At 43.2% G+C, this 24,208-nt stretch carries 22 protein-coding genes; 14 read left to right on the top strand and 8 right to left on the bottom strand.

From position 1 onward, the window contains the following. Positions 1-513 precede the first annotated feature (513 nt). The 9 genes from V7O64_RS13850 (at position 514) to V7O64_RS13810 (ending at position 8,421) form a co-directional block, all read left to right on the top strand. Complete coding sequence (locus V7O64_RS13850; RefSeq protein WP_407355956.1) at positions 514-1,533, top strand: 4Fe-4S binding protein; 1,020 nt, start codon at positions 514-516, stop codon at positions 1,531-1,533. Between the two features lie 2 nt (positions 1,534-1,535). Next, positions 1,536-3,290 (top strand): formylmethanofuran dehydrogenase subunit A, encoded by a 1,755-nt coding sequence (locus V7O64_RS13845; protein WP_407355955.1) that lies wholly within the window; start codon positions 1,536-1,538, stop codon positions 3,288-3,290. Between the two features lie 5 nt (positions 3,291-3,295). Beyond that, a complete protein-coding gene (locus V7O64_RS13840; protein WP_407355954.1) occupies positions 3,296-4,105 on the top strand; it encodes a formylmethanofuran dehydrogenase subunit C in 810 nt (269 codons plus the stop codon). Between the two features lie 10 nt (positions 4,106-4,115). Continuing rightward, positions 4,116-4,505, top strand: coding sequence for a molybdopterin dinucleotide binding domain-containing protein (locus tag V7O64_RS13835; RefSeq protein ID WP_407355953.1), 390 nt, complete (start codon positions 4,116-4,118; stop codon positions 4,503-4,505). A 1-nt stretch (position 4,506) separates the two neighbouring features. Beyond that, positions 4,507-5,820: a formylmethanofuran dehydrogenase subunit B gene (locus V7O64_RS13830; protein WP_407355952.1), complete on the top strand. Its 1,314-nt coding sequence runs from the start codon at positions 4,507-4,509 to the stop codon at positions 5,818-5,820. Then, positions 5,817-6,638 carry a formate dehydrogenase accessory sulfurtransferase FdhD gene (gene fdhD / locus V7O64_RS13825; protein WP_407355951.1) on the top strand — a complete coding sequence of 274 codons (822 nt, stop codon included), beginning with the start codon at positions 5,817-5,819 and terminating at the stop codon, positions 6,636-6,638. The genes V7O64_RS13830 and fdhD overlap by 4 nt, the downstream gene beginning before the upstream one ends. A 137-nt stretch (positions 6,639-6,775) precedes the next feature. After that, positions 6,776-7,171 (top strand): sirohydrochlorin nickelochelatase, encoded by a 396-nt coding sequence (gene cfbA, locus V7O64_RS13820; RefSeq protein WP_407355950.1) that lies wholly within the window; start codon positions 6,776-6,778, stop codon positions 7,169-7,171. A 266-nt stretch (positions 7,172-7,437) separates the two neighbouring features. Continuing rightward, the gene (gene cfbA, locus V7O64_RS13815) at positions 7,438-7,833 is read left to right on the top strand and encodes a sirohydrochlorin nickelochelatase (protein ID WP_407355949.1); all 396 of its coding nucleotides are present in this window, start codon (positions 7,438-7,440) and stop codon (positions 7,831-7,833) included. 129 nt (positions 7,834-7,962) lie between these two features. Beyond that, positions 7,963-8,421, top strand: a complete 459-nt coding sequence (locus V7O64_RS13810) for an N-acetyltransferase (protein ID WP_407355948.1) — start codon at positions 7,963-7,965, stop codon at positions 8,419-8,421. Positions 8,422-8,506: 85 nt separating this feature from the next. On the opposite strand, the gene V7O64_RS13805 is transcribed toward V7O64_RS13810, so the two are convergent. From V7O64_RS13805 to V7O64_RS13795, 3 genes are all read right to left on the bottom strand, one after another. Further along, the gene (locus tag V7O64_RS13805) at positions 8,507-9,592 is read right to left on the bottom strand and encodes a GTP-binding protein (RefSeq protein ID WP_407355947.1); all 1,086 of its coding nucleotides are present in this window, start codon (positions 9,590-9,592) and stop codon (positions 8,507-8,509) included. A gap of 52 nt (positions 9,593-9,644) precedes the next feature. Beyond that, positions 9,645-10,952: a GTP-binding protein gene (locus V7O64_RS13800; RefSeq protein WP_407355946.1), complete on the bottom strand. Its 1,308-nt coding sequence runs from the start codon at positions 10,950-10,952 to the stop codon at positions 9,645-9,647. Between the two features lie 414 nt (positions 10,953-11,366). Further along, on the bottom strand, positions 11,367-12,083 hold the full coding sequence (locus tag V7O64_RS13795; RefSeq protein WP_407355945.1) for a GTP-binding protein: 717 nt from the start codon (positions 12,081-12,083) through the stop codon (positions 11,367-11,369). A gap of 369 nt (positions 12,084-12,452) precedes the next feature. Here V7O64_RS13795 and V7O64_RS13790 point away from each other — a divergent pair, with 369 nt between their 5' ends. From V7O64_RS13790 to V7O64_RS13775, 4 genes are all read left to right on the top strand, one after another. Continuing rightward, the gene (locus V7O64_RS13790; protein ID WP_407355944.1) at positions 12,453-13,151 is read left to right on the top strand and encodes a DUF169 domain-containing protein; all 699 of its coding nucleotides are present in this window, start codon (positions 12,453-12,455) and stop codon (positions 13,149-13,151) included. A 252-nt stretch (positions 13,152-13,403) separates the two neighbouring features. Further along, the gene (locus V7O64_RS13785; RefSeq protein WP_407355943.1) at positions 13,404-14,033 is read left to right on the top strand and encodes a DUF1847 domain-containing protein; all 630 of its coding nucleotides are present in this window, start codon (positions 13,404-13,406) and stop codon (positions 14,031-14,033) included. 27 nt (positions 14,034-14,060) lie between these two features. After that, positions 14,061-14,723 (top strand): MBL fold metallo-hydrolase, encoded by a 663-nt coding sequence (locus V7O64_RS13780; protein WP_407355942.1) that lies wholly within the window; start codon positions 14,061-14,063, stop codon positions 14,721-14,723. Between the two features lie 38 nt (positions 14,724-14,761). Beyond that, complete coding sequence (locus V7O64_RS13775; RefSeq protein ID WP_407355941.1) at positions 14,762-15,745, top strand: radical SAM protein; 984 nt, start codon at positions 14,762-14,764, stop codon at positions 15,743-15,745. Between the two features lie 107 nt (positions 15,746-15,852). On the opposite strand, the gene V7O64_RS13770 is transcribed toward V7O64_RS13775, so the two are convergent. The 5 genes from V7O64_RS13770 to V7O64_RS13750 all read right to left on the bottom strand — a co-directional run bounded on the left by V7O64_RS13770 (position 15,853) and on the right by V7O64_RS13750 (position 22,132). Next, positions 15,853-16,548, bottom strand: a complete 696-nt coding sequence (locus tag V7O64_RS13770; protein WP_407355940.1) for a DUF169 domain-containing protein — start codon at positions 16,546-16,548, stop codon at positions 15,853-15,855. Positions 16,549-16,697: 149 nt separating this feature from the next. Next, complete coding sequence (locus tag V7O64_RS13765; RefSeq protein ID WP_407355939.1) at positions 16,698-17,507, bottom strand: TrmB family transcriptional regulator; 810 nt, start codon at positions 17,505-17,507, stop codon at positions 16,698-16,700. Between the two features lie 46 nt (positions 17,508-17,553). Further along, positions 17,554-18,648 carry a COG1361 S-layer family protein gene (locus V7O64_RS13760; protein ID WP_407355938.1) on the bottom strand — a complete coding sequence of 365 codons (1,095 nt, stop codon included), beginning with the start codon at positions 18,646-18,648 and terminating at the stop codon, positions 17,554-17,556. 23 nt (positions 18,649-18,671) lie between these two features. After that, positions 18,672-19,712 carry a COG1361 S-layer family protein gene (locus V7O64_RS13755; RefSeq protein WP_407355937.1) on the bottom strand — a complete coding sequence of 347 codons (1,041 nt, stop codon included), beginning with the start codon at positions 19,710-19,712 and terminating at the stop codon, positions 18,672-18,674. A gap of 50 nt (positions 19,713-19,762) precedes the next feature. Then, positions 19,763-22,132 (bottom strand): hydrophobe/amphiphile efflux-3 (HAE3) family transporter, encoded by a 2,370-nt coding sequence (locus tag V7O64_RS13750; protein ID WP_407357356.1) that lies wholly within the window; start codon positions 22,130-22,132, stop codon positions 19,763-19,765. Between the two features lie 1,040 nt (positions 22,133-23,172). Between V7O64_RS13750 and V7O64_RS13745 the strand changes: the two genes are divergently transcribed. After that, positions 23,173-24,024 carry a TrmB family transcriptional regulator gene (locus tag V7O64_RS13745; protein ID WP_407355936.1) on the top strand — a complete coding sequence of 284 codons (852 nt, stop codon included), beginning with the start codon at positions 23,173-23,175 and terminating at the stop codon, positions 24,022-24,024. Positions 24,025-24,208: the final 184 nt, after the last annotated feature.

The following is a 24,208-nucleotide window of genomic DNA, read 5'->3' as shown; positions in this document are numbered from 1 at the left end:
AAGCAAGTACGATGACCGGAAATAACCGAAGTGAATCTTCTTTGACTCAAGTGCATACCCCATACAATATGGGATAAGTAGTAGTATATAAAGCCAGCGAAAAAAATGCAGATTAGAATAAAAATACAGATGTTACCTGAATGTTGAATACTATCCAAAACTGAAAAATGCAAACAACACCAACGGATACGAACGATACTTTTATAACAAATACGCGTTACTATAATTACAATTCTCTGGTCCTTCAGAACCGGAGATACCTAGTATAGTGACGCGATCATTAAAGTCAGGATTGTCAGCGGGCTTCCCTGAATGGCACTTTGCCGCAAAGGGCAAGTTTGTTGAAAAAGGCGTATTCATGCCCGCAAACGCATAAAAGTGCTGGAATAAGGCATGTTCTTTAGTGACGTTAGCATTTAATGCTGCAAAGCATTTGCAGAACTGCTGCAATCATCTACAGGACATTGACCTGAAAGCATTTTAATTCCTAGGCAGGATTACGGAGAAGATCAGATGAACGAAGTAGTGTTTGGAGTAAAAGACAGCAAACAACTGGAATACACACCAGAGAAGTGTATCGGTTGTGGAACGTGCGTTATGGCATGTCCTAAAGGGTCATTAGTTCTCGGTTCAGTAGGAGCCGTAGCAAGAGGACTTATTGACAAGGATTTCCTTGAGAATCAGACAGAACTCTGCATTGTATGCGGGATCTGTGCCAAGACATGCCCCACAGGTGCACTTGAAATGAAACAGGATGGAAAGTCTGTAAATGACAATAGTTACATCAGCGTTGCACTTAAAGACACAACGGTCAATGACAATTGTGTCCACTGCGGACTTTGTGAGCAGGTGTGTCCCCAGGGATGCATTGAAGTGAAACAATGGCTTGCAAACGACGGAAGTGCAAAGGTTGACGGCGAGACCATCATTGACGCAGAATGTTGTATACACTGCGGATGGTGTGAAGCTGTATGTCCTGCAGAAGCTATTAAGGTGGAGAAGCCTTTTGAAGGTACATGGTTCAGGGATGAGAAAACCTGTACTGCCTGCCGCACCTGTGTGGATACGTGCCCTTGTAATGCTCTTTTCAACCCGGACTGGGAAGCCGGGGAAAGGGTTGACAAAATAGCACAGCGCGCTGATGCATGTATCTACTGCGGTGCATGTGACATGGCATGCCCGGTAGATGCTATCACTGTTACAAAGACAGCCATTATCCCTGAAGTCGATAAGAAAGGCATCCTTGAGAAGAAACTGCTCAATAATGAGATGAAAAGACCCACACTTACCTCCAGGCTGGTCACGTATGAAGATGCATGCCTTGGATGCGGCAACTGTGTGATAGTCTGTCCTGTCAACGCAACCGATGAAGAAGTAGGAGCAGGATACCTTAACGAGGTCGATGCTAAGAAGATACTTGAAGTCAGGAATGGTGTCGTGAAGGTCGTGAACCAGGACGTATGTGGTTCGGACGCTGCATGTGTCATGATCTGTCCGGTAGGTGCCATCGCACTTGAGAGAAGGGAGGAATGAAAATGCCAGGAACTATTGCAATCAGGAACGGTTACGTTTACGATCCCCTCAATGAGATAAACGGGGAAATGATGGACATCTTCATAAAGGACGGAAAGGTCGTTACTGAGCTCTCCGGCGCAGATATGAAAGATGTGAAGGAGATCGATGCCAGGGGCAAGACTGTTATGCCCGGTGGCGTGGACTCACACTCCCACGTAGCAGGAGCAAAGGTCAACGTCGGCAGGATGATGAGGCCCGAGGACCACTACAAGTTCTACCAGAAGAGAACACCAATTACACACTCCGGTTGCGGATACACCGTGCCTTCTGTTTACCTTGGAGGATACGAATACTCCAAGATGGGATATACAACTGTTTTCGAGGCAGCTGTACCTCCAATGGAAGCCCGCCACACACATGAGGAAATGCGCTCAACCCCAATGATCGATATGGGTGGATATCTTGTACTGGGCAACAACTGGTTCCTCATGAGATACTTCAAGGAAGGGGATATCGATAAGGCGGCAGCTTACATCTCATGGATGATGAGGACGCACAAGACCTATGGTATTAAGTGTGTCAACCCCGCAGGTGTTGAGAACTGGGGCTGGGGCGAAAATGTCGGAGCTCTTGACCAGGCAAACATCCACTTTGAGGTCACACCCGAGGAGATCATAAAGAGTCTTACCGAAATTAACGAGAAACTTGGCATCCCCATGCCTGTGCACCTCCATGCAAACAACCTGGGACACCCGGGCTGCTGGGAAATTACAAGAGACTCACTCAAGATCCCAAAGAACGTCAAGGCAAAGCCGAACACCGACGTTGAGTGGGCCGAGACAAAGAAGAATGCTAAAAGGCATGAGTCAGTTTATCTTACTCACTGCCAGTTCAATGCATTTGGCGGTACCTCGTGGAGAGACTTCGAATCCGGTGTAAAGGGAATCACCGATTATGTGAACAATATGGATCACGTTGTAATGGACAGCGGATGCGTACCTTTCGGTGACGCAACTGTCATGACAGGTGACGGTCCTGCAATTCACGACCTCTATGTACTTACAGGCCACAAATGGTCAAACACCGATGTTGAGTGTGAGTGCGGATCAGGTGTACTTCCATTCGAATACCTCAAGAGCAACCCCGTACACAGTGTACAGTGGGCAATGGGTCTTGAAGTGCTGCTCTATGTCAAGGACGCATGGAAGAGCATCATGACAACTGACAGTCCCAACGGCGGTCCATTCATAAAGTATCCGCAGATCATTGCATGGCTTATGTCCAACAAAGCAAGACAGGATACCTTTGATGAATGCCACAAATGGGCACAGGACCGGAGCGACCTTGGTGCTGAGACAAGGGAAATGGACCTCTTTGAGATCGCAACCATCACCCGTGCAAACCCTGCAAGGACTATCGGAATGTCATACAGGAAGGGTACCCTTGGAATCGGTGCAGACGGTGATGTTGCAATTTATAACATCGACCCGAAGAAACTTGAGGTCAACGATTACGAGAGCATCATCAGGGGCTTTGAGAATGCTGCATATACCATCAAGGCAGGAGAGGTCGTCTCACAGATGGGTGAGATCGTTGCCATCCCGCAGAAGAACACTTTCTACTCAGATATTGCAGTGGATGCTGATGATGAGAAGAGGATGCTTGAGGATGTAAAGAAATGGTTCAAGTACTACACTCTCGGTTTCAACAACTACCCCACACCTGAGAAGTACCTGGCAAACCCCACACCGATCCAGGTCAATGCGGAGAAGTGATTCTAATGGCAGACGTAATTCTTAAACCAACAGGAAATTTCGACCTTACCGTAGAGGCAGAAGTTGTCACACCTGACAACTTTGCCGGAAAAAGTGCCGACGAGATTGGAAAATTACTTGTCTGGCAGGGTCCAAAAGAGTACCCGCTCACCGATTTCTTTTCAGTTCAAGGCAATGGCGGAAGCTCTGCAGAGGATACTACCATCATCATAGACGGAGATATCCCCAGGGTCAAGCGTATCGGACAGGATATGACAGCCGGCAGGGTACATATCAAAGGATCTGCAGGAATGCATACTGGCTCCGGGATGGAAGGTGGCGAGATAATAATCGAAGGTGACGCAGAATCATGGGCAGGCATGGAAATGAAAGGTGGTTCCATACACATCAAAGGTAATACAAAGGACCACCTTGGCTGTGCATACCGTGGCAGCTGGAAAGGCATGAGCGGAGGACGCATCACTGTGGACGGAGACGCGGTCAGCCAGGTAGGCGGAGGCCTTACCGGCGGTGAAATCGTCATTGGAGGCAACGTAAAGCACTTCTGCGGCATCCGCATTAGCGGCGGCCTTATAGTCGTGAAAGGAAACGCTGTCAGAACAGTCGCAGCGGAAATGACTGGCGGCACCATTGTCATCGGAGGTTGTATCGAGAGATTCACACCAGGATTTGAGATGACAGGCATCGAGTCAGACCTTAAGTTCAATGACATCGAGTGTCCCGGAGAATACAAGAAATTCACAGGCGATTATGCCATCCCGCAGAAAGGAAAGGGCACACTGTATGTGTCCTGTGAGAACAACGAGTGTCTGTGAGGTGATATCCATGGAAGCATTACTCAATACAGGTAGTACCATTGATGAAGGAAGACTTGCCAAAGGCGGCAACAAGTATTCCGACGAGTACACAAAAGAATGTGCAGTCTGCTGGATGTGTGCAGAGGATTTCACATCCCTGGGATGCCCCGAGAAGGTGGCAGTTACAACGAGGGACAGAAAGCATACAATTGCAGTTTATTCAAAAGTGACCGAAGCAATGAGGTCCGGCCAGGTATTCATACCAAGGTCCATCTGGGCAAATGTAGTTGTGGAGCCAGACACATTCTCAACAGGCTCACCACGCTACAAGGGATGCCCTGTTTTCGTAGAGCCTACCGATGAAGAGGTCCTCAGCGCCGAGGCTGTAGTCCTGAAGCTGTACATGGGAGGGGAATAAAATGGTCTATAAGAACATTATCTGCCCGGTTTGCGGAGGTTCATGTGACGACGTCCAGATAGATCTGGATTCCAAGAACCGTACAATAGATGTCCAGAACGCATGCAAGATGGGTAACGCCAAGTTCCAGGAAGTTGTGAGTAATCACAGGCTCCTGAAACCAACCATCAGGGAAAATGGCAAAGTTAAGGACGTAAGCTGGGATGAGGCACTTGAAATGGCAGCCGACATACTGGTCAATGCAAGGCGTCCATTATTCTTCCTTGGAAGTGAGACATCATGCGAGGCACAGGAAGTGGGACTCCATATTGCAGAATACCTTGGCGCGCCTGCAGACTCAAACGCAACCATCTGTCACGGACCAACTGTAATGGGAATTCAGGAATCGGGCATGGTCGGAGCTACTGCCGGTCAGGCAAAGAACAGGGCCGATATGATCGTCTACTGGGGCGTCAATGCACTGGAATCCATGCCAAGGCACATGTCAAAGTATGGAGTGTTCCCAAGAGGTTACTGGACAAAGAGAGGAAGGTTTGACAGGACCATGGTCACAGTGGACCCAAGGGTGACCCCTACAGCCATTGCATCGGACCTGCACCTGCAGCTTAACCCCAACTCGGACTATGAGCTCCTCAGTGCACTGTTCACCATCCTTAACGGAAGGGAACCTCACCCATCTGTTGAAGAGATCACAGGAATTCCAATATCCGTGATGAAGCAAACAGTTGAGATGATGAAGGAATCAAACTTCGTAGCCATCTACGTCGGTCTTGGTGTTTCATCTTCATACGGCAAGCACAGGAACATAGAGATAGCACTGAATCTTGTGAAAGAACTGAACAACTACACCAAGTGTAACATCGGTGCCCTCAGAGGCCACTGTAACGTAGCAGGATTCAACCAGCTTGCATCCTATCTCTACGGTTACCCATTCGGTCTTGACTTCATGAAGGGATACCCACGGTACAACCCTGGTGAGAGTACCTGTGTGGACCTTCTCAGAGAGAAGGACGTTGATGCTGCGTTTGTCATGTCAGCAGACCTTGTTAACCACATTCCCGCAGACAGTGCAAAGTACCTTGCAGAGATACCAATGGTGTGCATAGACATTGCACCATGCCCGACAACAACTGCATCCGATGTGGTTCTGCCTGGTGTTATAGATGCAATGGAATGTGACGGTACGTTCTACAGACTGGACAATGTGCCCGTATATTTCGAACCGTTCACAGACTCACCATTCCCTGAAACAAAGAGCAATGAGGATACCCTTAAGCAGCTCTTTGCAAAGATAAAGGCCAAAAAGGAAGCATGAGTGAGAAACGGTACTCAGAAAGGAACAGGAAGACCACGGTTTTCCGCAGGGATGAGGAATACGTCTCCTCACCCTTTTATGTCCCGATGAAGTGCCTGCAGATCACTGAGAACGATAAACAAAACATTACTGTGGACGTTATAATCGAGGAAAAGTCAGAACTTTTCGTGAATAACGTCCATGTAACGACTTTTTTTGCGAGCCCTTACGAACTTGAGGAGCTTGCACTGGGATTTCTCGTATGCGAGGGATTCATTGAACCTGATACAAAGGTCGATTCGATAAAGATCGAAGACAGAACTATATTCTGTCAAATTGAAATTAACACTCCTGAACTTGAGGAACTCACCCGCCTTGAGCGATGCGGAACAACATCATACCGCAAGGATGCTATCAAACACATCAATTCCAATGCCAAATTCACTACTGATGCGATCACCCATGCAGTCAGCCAGCTAAAAGAGCTTGGCAGGATATGGCACCGGACCGGCGGAGCACACACCTCAATGATCTGCGATACTGCGGGAGAAGTACTCTTCTTCTGCGAGGACGTGGGAAGGGCATGTTCTGTGGACAAGGTCGTTGGTAAGGCCCTGATGAACGGCACAGACCTCTCACAGTGTATGCTGGTGACCACCGGACGGCTTGCATCCACCATGGTCTCAAAGGCCGTGAATGCCGGCATCCCTCTTGTTGCGAGTAAAGGTGCTACGGTGCGTGAGGCTGTGGAGCTTGCGAGAGAGGCAGGGATCACGCTGGTGGCGTTTGTGAGGGGGCGGGATATGTATGTGTATGCGGGGGAAGAGCGGATTCATTAATGGTATATGAAACGTTATGAACAATGATATGAGTTCAAACAAAAAACATTATATCACATAACCACCCTACTATCCCCCTGTTAAGTAACACAAACATTATTCTGAATAATACTATTGCATACAAAGAAGGTTACATTATGAGTGAAAAAATTGGAATTTTAGCTATTGGACACGGCAGCAGATTACCATACAACAACCAGGTTGTCACCGAGATCGCTAACATGATCTCAGAGAACCACCCTGAGTATATCGTCAAAGCCGGCTTTATGGAGAACAGCGAACCTACCGTAGAAGAAGCGCTCATGTCCTTTGCAGGCACCGGAGTAACAACAATAGCTGCAGCACCTGTATTCCTTGCATCAGGCATCCACATCACAAAAGACATCCCTGGAATCCTTAAACTGGACCCTGAGACTAACGAGGGTGAGATAGAGTTTGACGGACAGAAGGTCAGGATAGTCTACGCAAAACCTCTTGGAAGTGACAAGCTCATTGCAGAGCTTATCTTCAAGAGAGCACAGGAAGTTCTCTAAGCTGTGTCACTGACACAGTCTTCTTTTTTCGAATATACCTTTGTTAATAGCTTATTTTCACAGACTTTTTTCCTGGCTCATAAAGAGCAAAAATGTTCCCTGTTCTTACCGGGACCGGGAAGGATCGATCTTCAGAATTATAGAAAAATACAAAAGCCATCTGTTTTTAGCATATGAGAATATATTATAAAAACTTAGAAACGTATTCGATTTAGCAACTAATATATACCATATTGATAATAGTGTTTTGAAAGGAAGGCTACGTAATGAGTGACAAAATAGGTATTTTAATTATAGGACATGGAAGCAGGTTACCCTACAATAACCAGGTTGTTACCGAGATCGCAAACATGATAGCAGAAGATCATCCTGAATATGTGATCAAAACAGGATTCGTAGAGCATAGTAAACCTACTGTAAAAGAAGCACTAATGTCATTTGAAGGCACAGGTGTAACAAAAATAGCTGCAACGCCCATATTCCTTGCATCCGGGGTCCACCTCACAGAAGATATTCCTGAATTCCTTGACCTGGACCCGCAGACAAATGAAGGTGAAGTGGAGTTAGACGGACAGAAGGTAAAGATCGTTTACGCAAATCCTCTTGGAAGTGATAAGCTCATTGCAGGACTTATCTTCAAGAGAGTACAGGAAGTACTTTAGACATTATGTGTATTTGTTGTAATATGAATTACAACAACTTTTTGTAACGGCTTCGCAGGCCAGCCCAACATATAACACCGTAGTTGTCTGCGAAATATATACATAGTCATTTAATATAATAATGAATCAATGATCATAAATTTAGAGATATCCGACATCGAAGCTGTTATGGATATCTGGTTAAGGACAAACATTAATGCCCACCAATTCATACCGCAAAATTACTGGATCAAGAATTATAACCTTGTCAAAGAGCAATACCTGCCGGTTTCTAAAACATATGTTTACAAAGAAGACAGCATAATCAAAGCATTTATTAGTGTCATTGATGGTGCATTTATTGGCGCTTTATTCGTTGCGGAAGAATACCAGGGCAAGGGAATCGGCAAAAAACTGGTTGACCATTGCAAATCCTTATACATGGATTTAGAATTAGGAGTATATAAGCAAAACATACAGGCAATCGCTTTTTACAAAAATTGCGGATTCATTATCATAAAAGAACGACTTAATGGAGATTCCGGTTTTACAGAGTATGTAATGTCATGGAAAAAAGAGGAAGAAGAAGATAATGATATTATCACTTAACTTACACCCAGTGAACAGGCCTGACAGGAACTAAGTGTTCAAGAATATCTAAAACCTTAGTTTAACACCTTTATATGCACCGATGCTATGCGTTTATCCCTAGCTGCCAGGACCTGGAAAGGACCGCTTCTTCAATGATATCGGCAAGGTTGTCCCGTGCAACATCTGTAACCGCAGCAAAGACCGTGAACTTACCTGCGTCATCAGCCCCGGAGCCCACAAGTTCCACCTCCGGCTTATCCTGGTAAGATGTCACACTGGCCTTCATGGACACGCTTCCTGTGTGGAGGATCATCTTAAGATGACCCAGGAAATGCGGATTAAAGCCAAGGATATTATTTTTTACCGATTGCATTACATCAAGGACAAGATCCATTGCCTCCTCATTGTCAAGGGAACCTGTGACATCATAGGAATCGGCATAACTACTTACGTTGAAATGGTCAAAATCATCATCCTCTTCAGTTGTGCATGCAAGAGCTTTGGCAATGTTTCCGGAATCGATGTCATATCCGGACAGCTTCTGATCAGATGTAGCTGAAAAGGAAGGGGCAACCGGCCTGATACCAGACCCGATTGTCTCCAGCAGGCTGCCAAGTGCTTTATCTTCATTTTTATCTTTGAGGGACAATGCGTAGAACTGTGCATTCGGATTGAGCTCCTGTATAGTAGCTTTGAACTCTGCAAGCTGCTCCCTGTCAAGAAGGTCCGTCTTGTTCAAGATGACAATATCGGCATTGGTTATCTGCCTTATAATAGCATCTGTAAAACGTCCCATAAGCTCACCGAACTTACTCCCGTCGATAAGCGTTATAACGGGGCCCATGCTTATCTCCGGGCCAAAGTCCATCCTCTCTATCTGCTCTTTTATCCTCAGTGGAAAAGCAACGCCTGTAGGTTCTATAAAAAGAATATCAGGATCATACTGCGCCTGTACCAGGGATATATTAGCTTCCAGAGCATACCTGAGGGTGCAGCAGATACAACCACGTGGCATTTCCTTTGACTCCAGCCCGTTCCTGGCTATGAACTGTCCGTCAACTCCAACATCACCGATGTCATTTACAAGCACTGCTACCCGGTAACCTTTACTTTTAAAATATTTTTTCATTGTGATAACCGAAGTAGTCTTACCACTACCTAAAAAACCACTTACAATGACTATTTGCATTTAGATACTCCGACGCAATATGTCCCGGCCTCAGCTCATAGGAAAAAGTACCTCATATCTGGCAGTCACCACTTTCCGTGTCACATAGCGCCAGGTCATGGTCATAGATATCCTCATTCATTTCGTCATGCCCGTGTTCATCTGTATGCGCATGCTCATGTTCATGTGAATGATGATGTTTGTGTTCATGCGGATCCTTATGCTCATGGTCTTCATCGTGATCATCGTCGTGGTGATGATGGTCGTGCCCATGACTGTGCGGACCATGCAGTCGCTGGGAAACCATACCCCTCCTGCTGAAAGCACTTTCCACACTCTTATCCACCAAACGTACAAGTTCATTCTCATCAATACCCGAAACTGCAGTAAGGATCTTAAACCTCGGGCCAGAGTGTGCACTGGTGTCTATTATGTTGATCGCAGGACTTTCTGAATGTGAGGTTATACTTATTTTCACAGTCTCCAGAGGAGCCTCCAGGAACATTTTTACATGGCCTACAAATTCAGGGCTGTGGTTAATGATCTCAGCTTTCACCCCTTCAGCTATCTCAATTGTGATCTGCTTTGCGGTTTCACTATCGATATCATCTTCCAGTATCCTGTAATCATTGGCATATGAGGCTAATCCGGAGCTTTCACTATCGTAATGTGTGTGATGATGGTCGCCCCCTTCATGATCCACAAATGCCACGAATTCCGTATGCACAGGAGGAGCATGTGTTCCTTTGAAAGCAACAGGAGCATTATCCACCTGGACCTTATCAGCAACTATCATTCCCATTAGCTTTAAGAACCCTTCATCATCTGCTTTTGAAGACATACTTATAACTTTTGCCGCCGCGTTTAACTGCTGCACCGATTCCTCAAGTATCGGGACCCTGATAGGATCTACCAGATCGGTCTTGTTAATGGCCAGGATCTCCGCATCTTCTATCTGCCTCAAAGCATAGACCTTTACGGATTTCATTATATCCTTGAAACGGCTCCCGTCTATCAGGGTTACCAGGGGAGCCACCCTTACATTATCCCCGAAATTCATCAGTTCGAATTCCTTTTTGATAACATTGGGAAAAGCTATGCCGGAAGGCTCAACAATAACATAGTCCGGATTGTAGGAATTATAAAGCTCAGTGAGCGTGGCCTTCATGTTGAGCTTAAGTGTACAGCATATACAACCATTGGTTATCTCCTTAGTATCCAGTCCGTATTTGGATATCAGGTCTCCATCGATACCTACCTCACCTACCTCATTCACTATTATTGCAACTTTATGGCCCTTGCTTGCAAGTTCTTTACCTACATTGATCACAGTGGTTGTTTTACCACTGCCTAAAAATCCGCCGATTATGATCGCATCCAAATTGTCTACCTCCACATAATTAGACATAAAATAGTAGATTGTTATCAAATATAAACTTATTCATTAATTTGTAGTATATCCAAAAACAATACATATTGAAAAACCATTGTCGATTAAATAAAAATAGAATCAATAGATAGTTTAAAGGAACATAACATTACTATAAGAAGGAACACAAGAATGCCACATTAAAAGAAGTATATTACATAGAAGATATATAAAACAAAAAACACAATCATTTAAGGTGCTTTATTACATTTGTTGAAAAATTTAGACGTAATAATGATTGTATATAGAGCAAAAAAAAGAATCTGGCAGAAAGGAACAGAATTTGAAGTAGAAAAGCACCACAAAGCCAGAATATTCTAAAATAATAAGCACCGCAGAAAAATAACAAAACAAAAAAATAATGCATTAATAGGCCTGATCTTCAGGAGAGACTCCAAAAGAGTTAGATATAACTGTACTAGAAGTGCGTACAGAAGGCGCAGTACCATTCACCCTGGAAGATGCAGTCTTCTCAAGCAGATCTGCAGGAAAGAGCACATCCATAAGTTCAAAAAAACCCTCATCCTTTTCCCCGGAAGACATAGTCAGTATTGTAGCTTCCGGATTTAGCTGTCCAATAGAATCCTTGAACAAAGAAAGCTGAACAGGATCGACAACATCCGCCTTATTGATGGCAAGTATTTCAGAATCTTCGATCTGCCGGGTAGCATATACCCGTAAACCCCTCATCAGATCCTTGAAACGCACCCCATCGATAAGGGTCACGATCGGAGCAATGGTCATCGAATCTCCAAGGTCCATTAACTCAAGGTTTTCCCTTACCATCCAGGGGAAAGCAAGACCAGATGGCTCTACAATAACAAAATCAGGATTATAGGTATCACGGATGCCGGTCAACGCTGTTTTCATGCTGACATTTAGCGTGCAACAAATACAGCCATTGGTTATTTCCTTTGTACATACACTATATCCTTTCAAATGACAAACGCCAGCATCAGCTTCCCCTACTTCATTGAGTATCAATGCCACTATGTAACCCTTCATGGCAAGATATTTACTCATATTAACCATAGTCGTTGTTTTCCCGCTACCTAAAAAACCGCCTATTATTACCACATGCACATTTACACCTCTGAGAGTTCAAAAAGCAATAAATCAAATTACAAATTAATAATATATAAAAGAATATACTTGTTTGCATTCACTGCAAATATAAAAGGCCAAAAAAAAGATTTTAAAAAAATATGATTAACGGTAAACATACATAAAGACCCCTGAAACATGATTTAAACAAACAATATAAAAAAATGTATTTCAATACCAGAAATTGGGACGATGGAACAGAAGCAGAAATAATCTGCATCTAAACCCATAAATACAGCAACAGATATGTAAAAGATCTAATGTAACTTTTTTTGGTATTAGTCCATATTAGAAAGATAAATATTCTACAAGATCAATGTCCTATACATTAATCAGGAAGTTGATCGCATGGATAACACAGAGATTTCACAAAAGTTAAAGGAAATGCTTGATCTTAGATATGAACCTGTTGGAGTCAAAATAATAAAACAGGGGAATAAGCCAACAGAATCATTCAAAGAACCGGAAAGCAGTATAAGACACTGCCAGTCAATAATGAAAGCAAGGAAAGGAGAATCTTTTGTGATCCCCGCCGAAAAACACGCCTGTGTAGTGGGTGCATCAAGCATTGGGCTGGTACCTACACCACAAAAAGTAAAGGAAGGTGAATTCCATGCCAACATAGGCATGTTCGACTGTTGCGATGCTGCAGCAAATATGATCTGTCAGCGCTTTGAACTTGGAGAGGAAAGTACAATTGCAACCATTGTTGGCCCTCTTAAGGACTTTAAAACAAAACCTGACGTCGTTGTCCTTGTAGATCTTCCCGAAACCCTTTACTGGCTCATCCCTGCGGCAACCTTCTTTGAAGGAGGCAGACAGGCCTTCAGTACAGCCGCCTTCCAGGCAACATGCGTTGATTCCACCATCATCCCCCTCCTCACAGGAAAAATGAACATGAGCCTTGGATGTTTCGGATGTCGCAGGGCAACGGATATAAAGAACGAAGAAATGATAGCAGGTATCCCTTATGATAACCTTGGGAAAATGATAGAAGCGCTTGAAAAGATACACCAGGGACCTATGCAGAAAGCGAGACAGAAGTGATTACTTTTGCTCTTGGCATATATCGCAATTCAGGTTCATCTGATTTTATTTTTAGTTTATTTTATTTTTAGTTTATTTTACTTTTAGTTTATTTTACTTTCATTTTGTTTAGTTTTTTTTTACTTTTTTTGCTAATGTCTTTTTCGGTTTTTTTCAGACATCATAACCTTCTTTTTGTCTTTTAGGATATTATTTTCCTTTTAACGGCCAAAAACAAGAATTAAAAACACATAACTGTACATTTTATCTCATATGAGAGAATACATACCTATATATGCAATTGACCTTAGGGACGACCAGGTGATCAAGATGAAATGTGCACTTTGTGATGATAAGATGTGCCGTGAAGGCAAAGATTGTGCCGGCATAACCGATAACATCAAATATGAAGGACCGGACCTTGCGTCCGTGCAGGTCTCTTCTGCAGTGGAATCCCGGTACTACATGCAGAAAACAAGGCTTGAAGAGCTAATGTTCTATGCAAAAGAGATGGGCTACACACGACTGGGACTGGCTTTTTGTGTCGGGCTTGAAGAGGAGGCAAAGGTCATCCAGAAAATACTGGAAAAGGACTTTGACGTTTTTTCAGTATGTTGCAAGCTTTCAGCTATCGACAAAGATGAATACGGCCTTGAAAAGCTCCAGTCTGAATATTTCGAGCCGACCTGCAATCCGCTTGGCCAGGCAATGATACTGAAGAAAAAGGACACGCAGCTGAACATAATAATCGGCCTGTGCATCGGTCACGACATCCTTTTCACACAACATTCAGCCGCCCCGGTAACAACCCTGATAGTAAAAGACCGTGTGCTTGCACATAATCCTGCCGGAGCCATCTATTCCGGATATTATCTTAGAAAACGGTTTGGCATCAAAGATTAAGACAATTTCATTGAGCGAGGTGAATGGATGAAACTTACAGTTGTTTATGATAATGAGGCAAAAGATGGACTGGAAAGTGGATGGGGGTTTGCCTGCCTTGTAGAGACAAATAAAAACAAGGTCCTGTTCGATACAGGGTGGGATGGACATGTACTTCTCAAGAACATGGAAAAGCTAAGCATTGATCCGCAAAGCATTGACACTCTTGTGCTTTCCCACCAGCACTGGGATCACATCGGCGGCGTGACCACTTTCCTGAACAGGAATCCGAATGTAGACATTTATGTCCCACAGAGCTTTTCAGCAAATCTCAAGAAGGAAATGATATCAAGGGGAAAGCGGGGACTGCATGAAATAAATGGCCCTCAGGATATATGCAAAGACATATACACTACGGGAGAACTTGGGGATTCAATAAAGGAACAATCACTTGTCATCGATTCCGGTAAAGGCCTCTATATCATTACCGGCTGTGCACATCCTGGTCCCGGGTCAATAATTAAGGCTGCCACAGGTTATGGCACGATATCAGGTATCTTTGGCGGTTTGCATGACAGCCAGGAATATGAGTTGTTCAGGAACATGCACATGATAGGAGCAGGTCACTGTACAGTACATAAGAAAATGATCAGGCAGTTGTATCCTGAAAGTTTCGTGGAAATATTTGCAGGATATAGTACAGAACTCTGAGCCTGAAAACATTCAACAGGAAAGCAGGAAGCACTCATATGAAAACAAGGATTATTTACGGCCCCATCCTTTCAAGGAGGCTGGGGAGATCACTGGGCATTGATATAATAAAAAATACAGAAAGAAAGAAGAACTGCAACTTCGATTGTGTCTATTGCCAGCTTGATCATGTGGACTACAAGGTCACAGGGCCCGAAGATGTAAAAGGAGCGGTGACCCCGGCAGAGGTTATAGAAAGCATCCGGTCATATCACAGGAACATCCTGGATCTGGATTACATCACCTTTTCCGGTACCTGTGAGCCTACCCTGAATCTTAGACTTGGGGATATGATCAAAGGCATCAGAAAGATCAGTGAACATCCTGTTTGCGTTTTGACTAACTCTTCACTTGTTGAAAGAGAGGAAGTCCGCCTAAACCTTGCTGAAGCGGATCTTGTGGTTGCAACTCTTGTATCCGGTTATGAAGACACTTTCAGAGCCATCAGCCGGCCTGCAGCCGGCATCAGACTTGAGAACATCATAAAGGGATTGAAAGCCATCAAAAAAATGGAAAAACGTCCTAAGCTGGGAATAGAGATAATGCTGGTTGATTCTGCAATCGATTTCCCGGTGAATTGTACGAACCGGGAGATTAACAGGCTGATAGAGGTCATCAGAGAGATAGACCCTGACGAAATAGAGATACTGACCGTCAGCCGGCCTCCTGCAGAGAAATACATCACTGCGGTCCCGGATGCAAGATTAAAGGAAATTGCCTGCAGGTTCGATGAAGAGTTTGGAAAAGACAGGGTCAGACTGGTGCTCAAAGGACTGAAAAGAGAACGCTCAAAGATGAGACACGGAAACATAGATGAAGAGGTCTATGCCCTCATACTTAGAAGACCCTGCACTTTCACGCAGATATGCACATCACTGGGTATCAGTGATCCGGAACTTAAGCCCATAATTGAGAAACTTATATCATCAAAAAACATAATAAAGACTGGCAGTGCAGAAGAGATATATTACAAAGCATCTTAAACATATCCGTAGTAAAAATGGTACTGTTGTTCAAAAGGAAAAATGATCCCCGGTGTAAAAAAAGAAGTTGACCGGCACCTGCAGTACCGGACTGCATCACAAAGTGATTAGCAGGCGTAAGTACCAAACATTGCCTTTGCAGACTCTACAAGGCTCTCAAGCATATCCACAGGAATACTCATGATCATCTCTTCATCCTGTATCCCGGTGTATTTCCTGCTTCCACTGCACCCGATGGTCACTCCTGCCTCACCGGAGAGATAGGGATAGGCAACACCGTCTGCACAGACACTCTGCTTGCCTGCAAATCCGGCATTCACACGCCCTCCTGACTTGTGGAGCAAAGCCTGTGAAAGCTCCATGATCTCTTTTGGCCTGGCGATTATAAGGATCACATCCGGTGTGAACGTGGCTTTCTCAAGCGGGGAATAAACAACAGCCTTTACAGAGTTTCCCGGAACCATCGGAACCTTCTCCATGGTGGCCTTTGCAGAATCAAGAGAATGGAAATGATTTAGATTATAATAGACCTCCCCGGTCCTGAGTTTCGGGCTCATTTCCGTTAACCCCATGACAGCAGCTCCGCCTTTGCACATATGGTCATCAAGCAAAGAATGGAACTGAGTACCCAGCCTCCTTACATTATCGACCATCTGGCAGTGTCTTGTGTTCTCATCTATGCGAGGGATTCCTGCAGGGATCTCTTCATCGGCCTTTACCAGAAGTACAGCAACCGGAGAAGTCCCGATCCGGAGTATATCTATGAGCTCTTTTCCTAATCTCTGGATGTATTCGTTGTTCATTAGAATGCCTCTTATAAAAAAAGATTTTGTTTTTTGGATGTGCACATAATACATACAAAAGCTATATCAAACTTATCACCTGTTTGCTGGAAAATGAAAATTGGTGACAGTGAGAATAACATCCCCAAAAAGACACCTCAAAAGAACTCTTAATGACACCCTGCAGGACCATATTTGTCAGATGTCTGCCATTTGGCATTCAACAAATGTGACATTGTGGAAGAGAACTCCGCTCCGTTTGTCCAGACAGCGGTCAGGTCTGTTTCACCATCTTCCTCTTTTATAATATCCACAAGCATTTCCGAATTATCCACAACCACAACAAAGCTTTTCAGGGATATCGGACATCTTTTCATTGAATTGATCCTGACAGAAGCAAGAGGGACCATATCATATATCCTTCCGGCTTCCTCTTCGCATGAACTGATCACCCTCAGACTGACACCCTCTTCTGAAGTTTTCCTGTTAAAGATCCCAATTATAGTGCTATAATCTTTTTTTAAGGATGCGTATTTTTCTGCAATGGTATGGAAAGATGTTGAAGAACTTAGTATCAGGATCTCCTTTTGTGCACTTTCAAGCATCTGTATCAGTTTATCGGTAACATTGCGAACACCATTGATGGTCCATATAAGCTCTTCGTTTTTTTCGCATGATGGTTCACCATAGATAGTATTCAGCTCATTAAGAGCAACATCACATTCCTCTTCGAAATTCCTTTTAAGCTTCCCAATGGCCTCTTCCGGAGGGATACATCTGTAGCGCATTGGTTTTGTGTTCTGGAATTTAATTATACCTTTTTTCTCCAGCTTTTTAAGCGCCCCGTATATGGCAGAGTTCGGAACACCCGAACCAATATGCAGGGTCGATACGGTAGCCGTCTCATGCTTCACAAGAGCTACATAGACCTTTGCTTCATATGAAGTGAAGCCCAGTTTCCGGAGAGATGCTAAAAGCATTTTTATCTGAAGCCTCCTTAAAAGATGAAACGCAGAAAAAAAGAGATCAATTATCCCCTTCTTTACTGCCGAGGTATTTCTTAGCACCGATCACAGCAACTACTGCAACTATGAGAACTACAGCAATGATTGCATAGGTCCCTGTTCCCGAACTGCTGACAGGAAGGACCTCTGTCTGTATTTTCACAGTCTCGGATATCTTACTGTGACCGTCCATATCTTCGTACTTGATCTCACTATTGATGGCATATGTCTTTGCAATGCCATTAGCATCGACCTTTAATTTGAAAACCGCTTCTGCCGTCTCTCCAGGCTCGAGAGAACCGATGAATGACTGGTCATCAGTGGTGCTGAAAGGATCCGCGGCACTTATCCTGACAGTTGCATCCTTTACCGCAGCTTCACCAACGTTCTTATAAATAACACTTATAAGACCATCTTTTCCCGGAAATAGCTCACCTGTAACATTCACAACCTCAAATCGGGCCTCTTCCTTCACAATAATCTTCAGGTTCTGAACCTGATGACCAACACCATACCACAGACCTACTTCCATATTAGTGATACCAAGGTCCGTTTCATTGTCACCGTTTATCTGTACATTTTCCTGGTAACCATAATACATGGTCAGGTTAAGCGTATATTCACCTGCCGGAGCGTTCTTTGAAACCTCGATATTGAATTTCAGCGGATCAGATGTCTGTTCACCGGATGCCAGAGTACCTGCCTCCTGGGGACCGGACTTCACCCTCACATAAGGATTATCAGATGTCAGAATCCCAACAATGCCAATGGCAGTGGTTTTCTGGGCCTCGTAACCCATCTCGGTCTTCTGTATCTTCTGTTCAAGCGTTGTCACAGGATCAGTGTTCGATTCAGACTTAAATCCTGTTATCACACCTTTATTCATAAGATTGATATTCAGGGTTACTTCATCTCCCCTTGAGTATTCATTACCCCCTACAAGAGTGGCACTTACATCAGGGCCACCATAGACTGTGTAATAGTTCTCATCAAAATTAAAGAAATCCGGAAGCTCCAGATCCATATTAAAAGCAGCAGCACTTACAGGCGATACAAAGAGCATGCTGAAAACAATTGATACTGAAAAAACCATTTTAAAATCCACTTTTCTAAGCATAAGCATCCCTCTTAAATATAATTTCAGTCATTTTTCCTTCTGTTCTTAACTACCAATACCATCAGTATGACCACAATACCTGCAAGAGCCAGACCTGTGACATTGAACTTTCGTTCAGGTGATATCAGGTCTACATTGACCTTCATATTTTCAGAGAATACATATTCACCTTTTTCGTTACTATATCGTATCTCGCTGTCTATACTATATGTTTTTTCAACAGCTCCCAGCTCAGAACCTATCAGAAATGAAACCATCTTGCTCTCACCAGGCTGCATCGTACCAAGGCTCTTTATGGAACGATCCGTACTCAGAGGCTTCATTATCACAATCCTTGCAAGGGCATCCTCTGCAGGAAGTTCACCGATATTTGTATACGTGATATTCACAATATCCTTGCCTCCTCCGGTGAGAGTGCCCTGTACATCACTTACTGTGAATTTAGCTTCCGGTTTTACGATTATGGGGATCTGAAGCTTGGTCTCCACGTTCTCATAGTAAACAACATGATCAAGATCTGGTCTTCCCAGTATAACGGTCTCTCCTTGCGTCATCCGGACATCTTTGCTGTACTCATAGCTCAGGGGAAGTTCCAGAACATAAACCCCTGCAGGAATATTGTGTGACAGAGTAATGGTAAAAAGCAAAGGGTCATCCGGAAGAACACCAGGTGAAATCTTCTCAATTGTATGACTGCTTTTTTCAGGATCTACTTCAATCAGGTCACTGGTTGATACCAGACTTGCCTTGACACCATATGCAGTTGTCCTGAGAGTTTCGTATTGCAGCTCCCTGAGTGATAATTCATGCATGGTCACCGAGCTACCTACACCTTTGTCAGCCTTGAAACCATAGAGAACACCACGGTTTGAGAGCACGACTTTCAGGTCCGCAGTTTCACCGCGATTGAATTCCGTATCACCAAGTAGAGTGACAGATAGATCAGGCTCTCCGTATGCTTTATAGAAATTTGTAGTATATTCATATGCAGGAGACAGGTATTCTTTTGCAGACGCAGATGGGACTGCACATATAACAACAGTCCAAAGCAGAATACATACCATTATAGGAAGTACATACTTTTTTAATTTATTCACACATATATAATTCACATTCATTGAGTACTTGCCTCCTGAATGCTCTTGAGAACACCTTTTTTTGATAAGTTGTTCTTTTTTATCGATGCCATGTAGTGTCTTCTCTTTTCGCGGAACCTGTCAAGTGAAACGATTACAGGAGGGAAGATCACAAATGTTGCAAGCAAGGCAAGGGCTACGTTCATGACTGTAATGAACCCGAAATTGCTTGTGATTGAGAAAGGCGAAGCTATGAGTGCCGAGAAACCAAAGACAGTCGTCAGGCCTGATGTCATAATGGCTTTACCTATCTTTACACTTGCCTCCTGCATCGCCACCTCAGGAGCTATACCTTTGTCCCTTTCCTCGAAATAGCGCTCCATCATCAAAATGGCATATTCCGAACCAACACCAAGTATGAGTGCACCCAGAGTTGCTGTCATCGGAGTATATTCTATTCCTGTGTAATACATAATCCCACCCGACCAGCCCACCACCATGAACATGGTTATGACCGGCGTCAGAGCTTTGAGGAGGTCACGATATATCACAATCAGGCCAAAGAAGACCAGCACAATACCAAGCATTGTCATAAACACCCTTCCGGATGTCAATGCCGAGATGACCCCAACAAAAACCACAGAATGCCCGGTTATTGTCACACTGGTTCCCGGCGGAGGGGCCATCCACAGAAGATCTTCCTTCACTACATTAGAAAGCACTTCTATACCTTCAAGCCCCAGCTCACTCATTGCATTTCCAATATTGAAGTTCAGAAGGACGATCGTATTTCCATTAAGATATGTCTCTTTTTCCATATCAGAGAATTGATCATATATTGCTGAGATCTCAGCCGAACTTTCGGGTATCTGGCCTGAGTTTGCTTCTTTTACAAGGTCCACGATGCTGGAAGAAGCGTATATATGGCTTCGCCCTTTGACCTCATGTTGTGAGAACTCATCTATCCATTTCAATAAAGCAGGATCAGTATTGTCATCCGTTTTTATGATGAGATTCAACTCATCAGAACCACCAAGAATCTCACCCATGTGTTTCATATCAAGCAGAGCCGGCATGTCTGAAGGTACAAAGGTCTGAACATCGGTCTGAATGGGGACCATCGTATCCACGTAAATTCCTCCAAGACAAAGGAGACCGGCGATCGATAGGATGATCAATGGGTGTTTCATTGAGAAAGTTGAAATGCCTTTTAGACCCTTTTCAAGGATATCTGGCTCATGAACCCTGGTTTTTGGAGCTGAAGAGGGTTTTTTTGAAGAATTACGTTTCATTCCCAGCTTTGTAAATATGTCTTTTTCAGCTATCTTGTGAAAACCATAGATTACCGTTACACCCAGGAACAGGGAGGAAATGAAGCACATTACTATTCCTATCATGAGGAGTTTTCCAAAATCCCTGATCATTGGAACGGAAGATGTGAACAGAGAGAAGAAACCAAGAGCTGTAATGATAAGTGCTATCAAAACCGCAGGGCCTGTGTGCTTGATCGTGTCGATGATGGCTTCTTCATCGGATTCCCCTCTTTCGAGTTCTTCTTCTATCCTGTTATGGAACTGGATCGCATAGTCTATTCCAAGACCTATAAGCACAGGAAACGCTGCCATTGAAACCATGGACAGAGGTATTCCAAGGAAACCCATTGCACCAAAGGTAAAAATAATACCTACCAGTACTATCGGAAGCGGAAGCAGTCTCCATCTTACATGTTTGAATACCAGGTACAGCACAACAACCATCAGAATGACAGATAACAGTAAAAGTACTCCCATGCTGCTGCTCATTTCATCATTCATTGCAGCATTAAAAGCAGGATCACCTGTGACAATTATAGTGTAATCAGCCGGAAAACTTGCAAGCTCGATAGCTTTCTCAGTTTCTCTGAGTATCTCCTCTTTTGTTGAATCCGATGCTGTGGCTTCAATGACCACAGACATGACAGCATGTGTGCCATCAGGCATCAGAACAGCAGGCATATGAGAATCGATCATTTCATCAATAAGATATCTGTCATCCGGGATCTGGCTTCTCCCGGTCATCCTGTAATTGACCTCTTTTATAACAGTTGAAGGAGATGTTACCGTTACAACACCTGGTATGCTCTGAACGGAAATATATGCCCTGTCAAGAGCTTGCAGAAGCCGGGGATCTTTTACATCACTTCCTTCCACCATTATAACAATGGACTCAGTGCCAAAAAGGTTCAGAAAAAGATGATCATAGTCCTGATACAGCTTTGAATTCTTGTCTACAAAAGTATCCGTACCCGATGCCATCCCTATTAACTGGGCACCCTGGAAGGAAATAATGATGCAAAGCAGTGCTATCAACACGATAGGTACCGTATTTTCCTCGACGAAGACGCCCAGTCTTTCAAAGATGTTCTTTATGATTGACACTCCTTTGGATTAATTACGATAATAAAAAAACTCCATCATAGTTGTTTTGATTACTGCCTAATGACCTTTTTACATATATAAGGATTTTACCCCCCAATAAACTGATGAAAAGTTAAAAACCCGGTATATTCCATACAAGACATAAAACAGCATCTTAAGTCATTCCTATCAGATATTCAGATGAAAAGAAGGTTGGAGACATCCTTAGAAGGATGCCTCGTTTTGGGGGTTGGATAGGGTGGTACTAACTACACGGCAAGCGTGTGGTTGATGGTACACAAGATGATAATAGAGTTATTAGTAGATAAGTATTTCGATTAATGGACAAGTAGGGTTTATTATACTTCCATAAGCCAACCAAAGCTAAAACATGGATAAAAAAAGAAGAACTTGGTGTTTAGAAAGGTACTTTATCTCAAAACAAAATTTGAAGCATATAATCCAGGCCTGCTATGGACAGACTTGAGCATTATATAGTGCGAACTCCTTTTAAACCATTTTACTCATAAAAAAACGTGTAACAAGTTAATTCATTAATAAATAAATAAACAAATAAATAAATAAATAAATAAGTAATAAATAATAAGTAATAAATAATAAGTAATAAATATATTGTCAAATGCACTCGGTATCAGGGAAAAGGTTCCCGGGACACGAATACCAACACCATGGATTTTCATGCTTACTTTTATTTGATCCATTAAGGTTATCTTTCAGATAGTTAGGCCTATCTGGAGAATATATGAACATATCCGCTTGATCCGAAATTGCGGCAGTAAAAACATCTATATAGTTGTTTTAACTTATAAATCTAAAGAAATTAGGCTCTGTAGAAAACCTATTATCAATAATTTGTGAACCGCAGATACACTCACCTCTTACAGAGTTGAGTGCCTGCTAAACCTCCGTTTAGCAGGTAACGCTGATACACGCAGATATTTTTCATGTATCCGTATTTATCTGTGGTTTATTGATACAGAAAGGATTTCTACAGAGCCAGAAATGGATCCTTTAAAATAAAAAGTGAAAATATGGACAATGAAAACACACTAAGGGACCTGGGACTTACAAAATATGAAGCATCCGCATATGCAACCCTGTTAAAGGAAGGAATAACAGGAGCACAGGAACTATCCCGTAAATCCGACATACCTGTAGGAAAGATCTATGAGGTCCTTTCCAACCTGAACAACATGGGGCTTGTGGAATTCCAGAGATCACGACCCCGAAAGTACAAAGCAGTAAAACCGGCAATTGCACTCAAATCCTTATATGCAAAAAAAGAAGAAGAAACAAAAAATGAGCTGGAGAACTTTAAATTGAAAGTAGCGGAACTGGAAACAAGGTTCTCCGATATTGCCCAGCCGGAACATGCAGAGATCCAGTTCTGGTCAACCCTGATAGGTGAGGAAGATGTGCTTAAGAATATCAAGAACATGCTGGATGAAACCGAGAAAGAGATATTGCATATAAAACCAGGGAAAGTAACGGAAATATTGCAAAATCAAAAATGTATCGATCCAAAGACACTCATTCCAACGGTCATCGATGAATTTATAAAAGCTGCAGAAAAGGGGATCAATATAAAGACTATCGTACCCGAAGAAATATTCCTTATCGGTTTGAAAGAAAGATTTGAACATATTCACGACCCAATGGTCAGGAAAATGATCAGAAAGAACATTGACATAAGGCTCCTTGACTGCGAATATGATTTTATACTCATTGATGAGTATATTACCCATATACCAATTCCCGACCCACTTCAGCCAAAGAAGATATTCGGAGAGCTGAAAGTATATGACAGGGAATATGCAGGCAAACTGAAAGTTAAGTTTGAGGAACTATGGGCAAAAGGTAAAAAAGCAGACCTTATACTGTGAAAACTGTTCTTAAAATATAAAGGAATTAATCTTATTCAAAATATAGATAAGGTATATATTATGAGCCACCAATAAATATAATTGAAGTCCTTTTAGAGGATCTGGAGTGGGAAACAGAACATTAACTAATGTAGTAACCGCCCAATAGTGGTACACATAAACAAGCTTATGCCTTCACTCCATG

The organism is Methanolobus sp. WCC5 (assembly GCF_045690325.1).
Taxonomy (GTDB): domain Archaea; phylum Halobacteriota; class Methanosarcinia; order Methanosarcinales; family Methanosarcinaceae; genus Methanolobus.
Note: the sequence above shows the minus strand (reverse complement) of the source record. Positions and strands in the feature narration are given on the sequence as shown.

What these genes read in the sequence shown, in the direction of transcription:
- V7O64_RS13850 (WP_407355956.1), top strand. Translation starts at nt 514, where the DNA reads ATGAACGAAGTAGTGTTTGGAGTAAAAGACAGCAAACAACTGGAATAC.
- V7O64_RS13845 (WP_407355955.1), top strand. Translation starts at nt 1,536, where the DNA reads ATGCCAGGAACTATTGCAATCAGGAACGGTTACGTTTACGATCCCCTC.
- V7O64_RS13840 (WP_407355954.1), top strand. Translation starts at nt 3,296, where the DNA reads ATGGCAGACGTAATTCTTAAACCAACAGGAAATTTCGACCTTACCGTA.
- V7O64_RS13835 (WP_407355953.1), top strand. Translation starts at nt 4,116, where the DNA reads ATGGAAGCATTACTCAATACAGGTAGTACCATTGATGAAGGAAGACTT.
- V7O64_RS13830 (WP_407355952.1), top strand. Translation starts at nt 4,507, where the DNA reads ATGGTCTATAAGAACATTATCTGCCCGGTTTGCGGAGGTTCATGTGAC.
- fdhD (WP_407355951.1), top strand. Translation starts at nt 5,817, where the DNA reads ATGAGTGAGAAACGGTACTCAGAAAGGAACAGGAAGACCACGGTTTTC.
- cfbA (WP_407355950.1), top strand. Translation starts at nt 6,776, where the DNA reads ATGAGTGAAAAAATTGGAATTTTAGCTATTGGACACGGCAGCAGATTA.
- cfbA (WP_407355949.1), top strand. Translation starts at nt 7,438, where the DNA reads ATGAGTGACAAAATAGGTATTTTAATTATAGGACATGGAAGCAGGTTA.
- V7O64_RS13810 (WP_407355948.1), top strand. Translation starts at nt 7,963, where the DNA reads ATGATCATAAATTTAGAGATATCCGACATCGAAGCTGTTATGGATATC.
- V7O64_RS13805 (WP_407355947.1), bottom strand. Translation starts at nt 9,592, where the DNA reads ATGCAAATAGTCATTGTAAGTGGTTTTTTAGGTAGTGGTAAGACTACT.
- V7O64_RS13790 (WP_407355944.1), top strand. Translation starts at nt 12,453, where the DNA reads ATGGATAACACAGAGATTTCACAAAAGTTAAAGGAAATGCTTGATCTT.
- V7O64_RS13785 (WP_407355943.1), top strand. Translation starts at nt 13,404, where the DNA reads ATGAGAGAATACATACCTATATATGCAATTGACCTTAGGGACGACCAG.
- V7O64_RS13780 (WP_407355942.1), top strand. Translation starts at nt 14,061, where the DNA reads ATGAAACTTACAGTTGTTTATGATAATGAGGCAAAAGATGGACTGGAA.
- V7O64_RS13775 (WP_407355941.1), top strand. Translation starts at nt 14,762, where the DNA reads ATGAAAACAAGGATTATTTACGGCCCCATCCTTTCAAGGAGGCTGGGG.
- V7O64_RS13770 (WP_407355940.1), bottom strand. Translation starts at nt 16,548, where the DNA reads ATGAACAACGAATACATCCAGAGATTAGGAAAAGAGCTCATAGATATA.
- V7O64_RS13765 (WP_407355939.1), bottom strand. Translation starts at nt 17,507, where the DNA reads ATGCTTTTAGCATCTCTCCGGAAACTGGGCTTCACTTCATATGAAGCA.
- V7O64_RS13760 (WP_407355938.1), bottom strand. Translation starts at nt 18,648, where the DNA reads ATGCTTAGAAAAGTGGATTTTAAAATGGTTTTTTCAGTATCAATTGTT.
- V7O64_RS13755 (WP_407355937.1), bottom strand. Translation starts at nt 19,712, where the DNA reads ATGGTATGTATTCTGCTTTGGACTGTTGTTATATGTGCAGTCCCATCT.
- V7O64_RS13745 (WP_407355936.1), top strand. Translation starts at nt 23,173, where the DNA reads ATGGACAATGAAAACACACTAAGGGACCTGGGACTTACAAAATATGAA.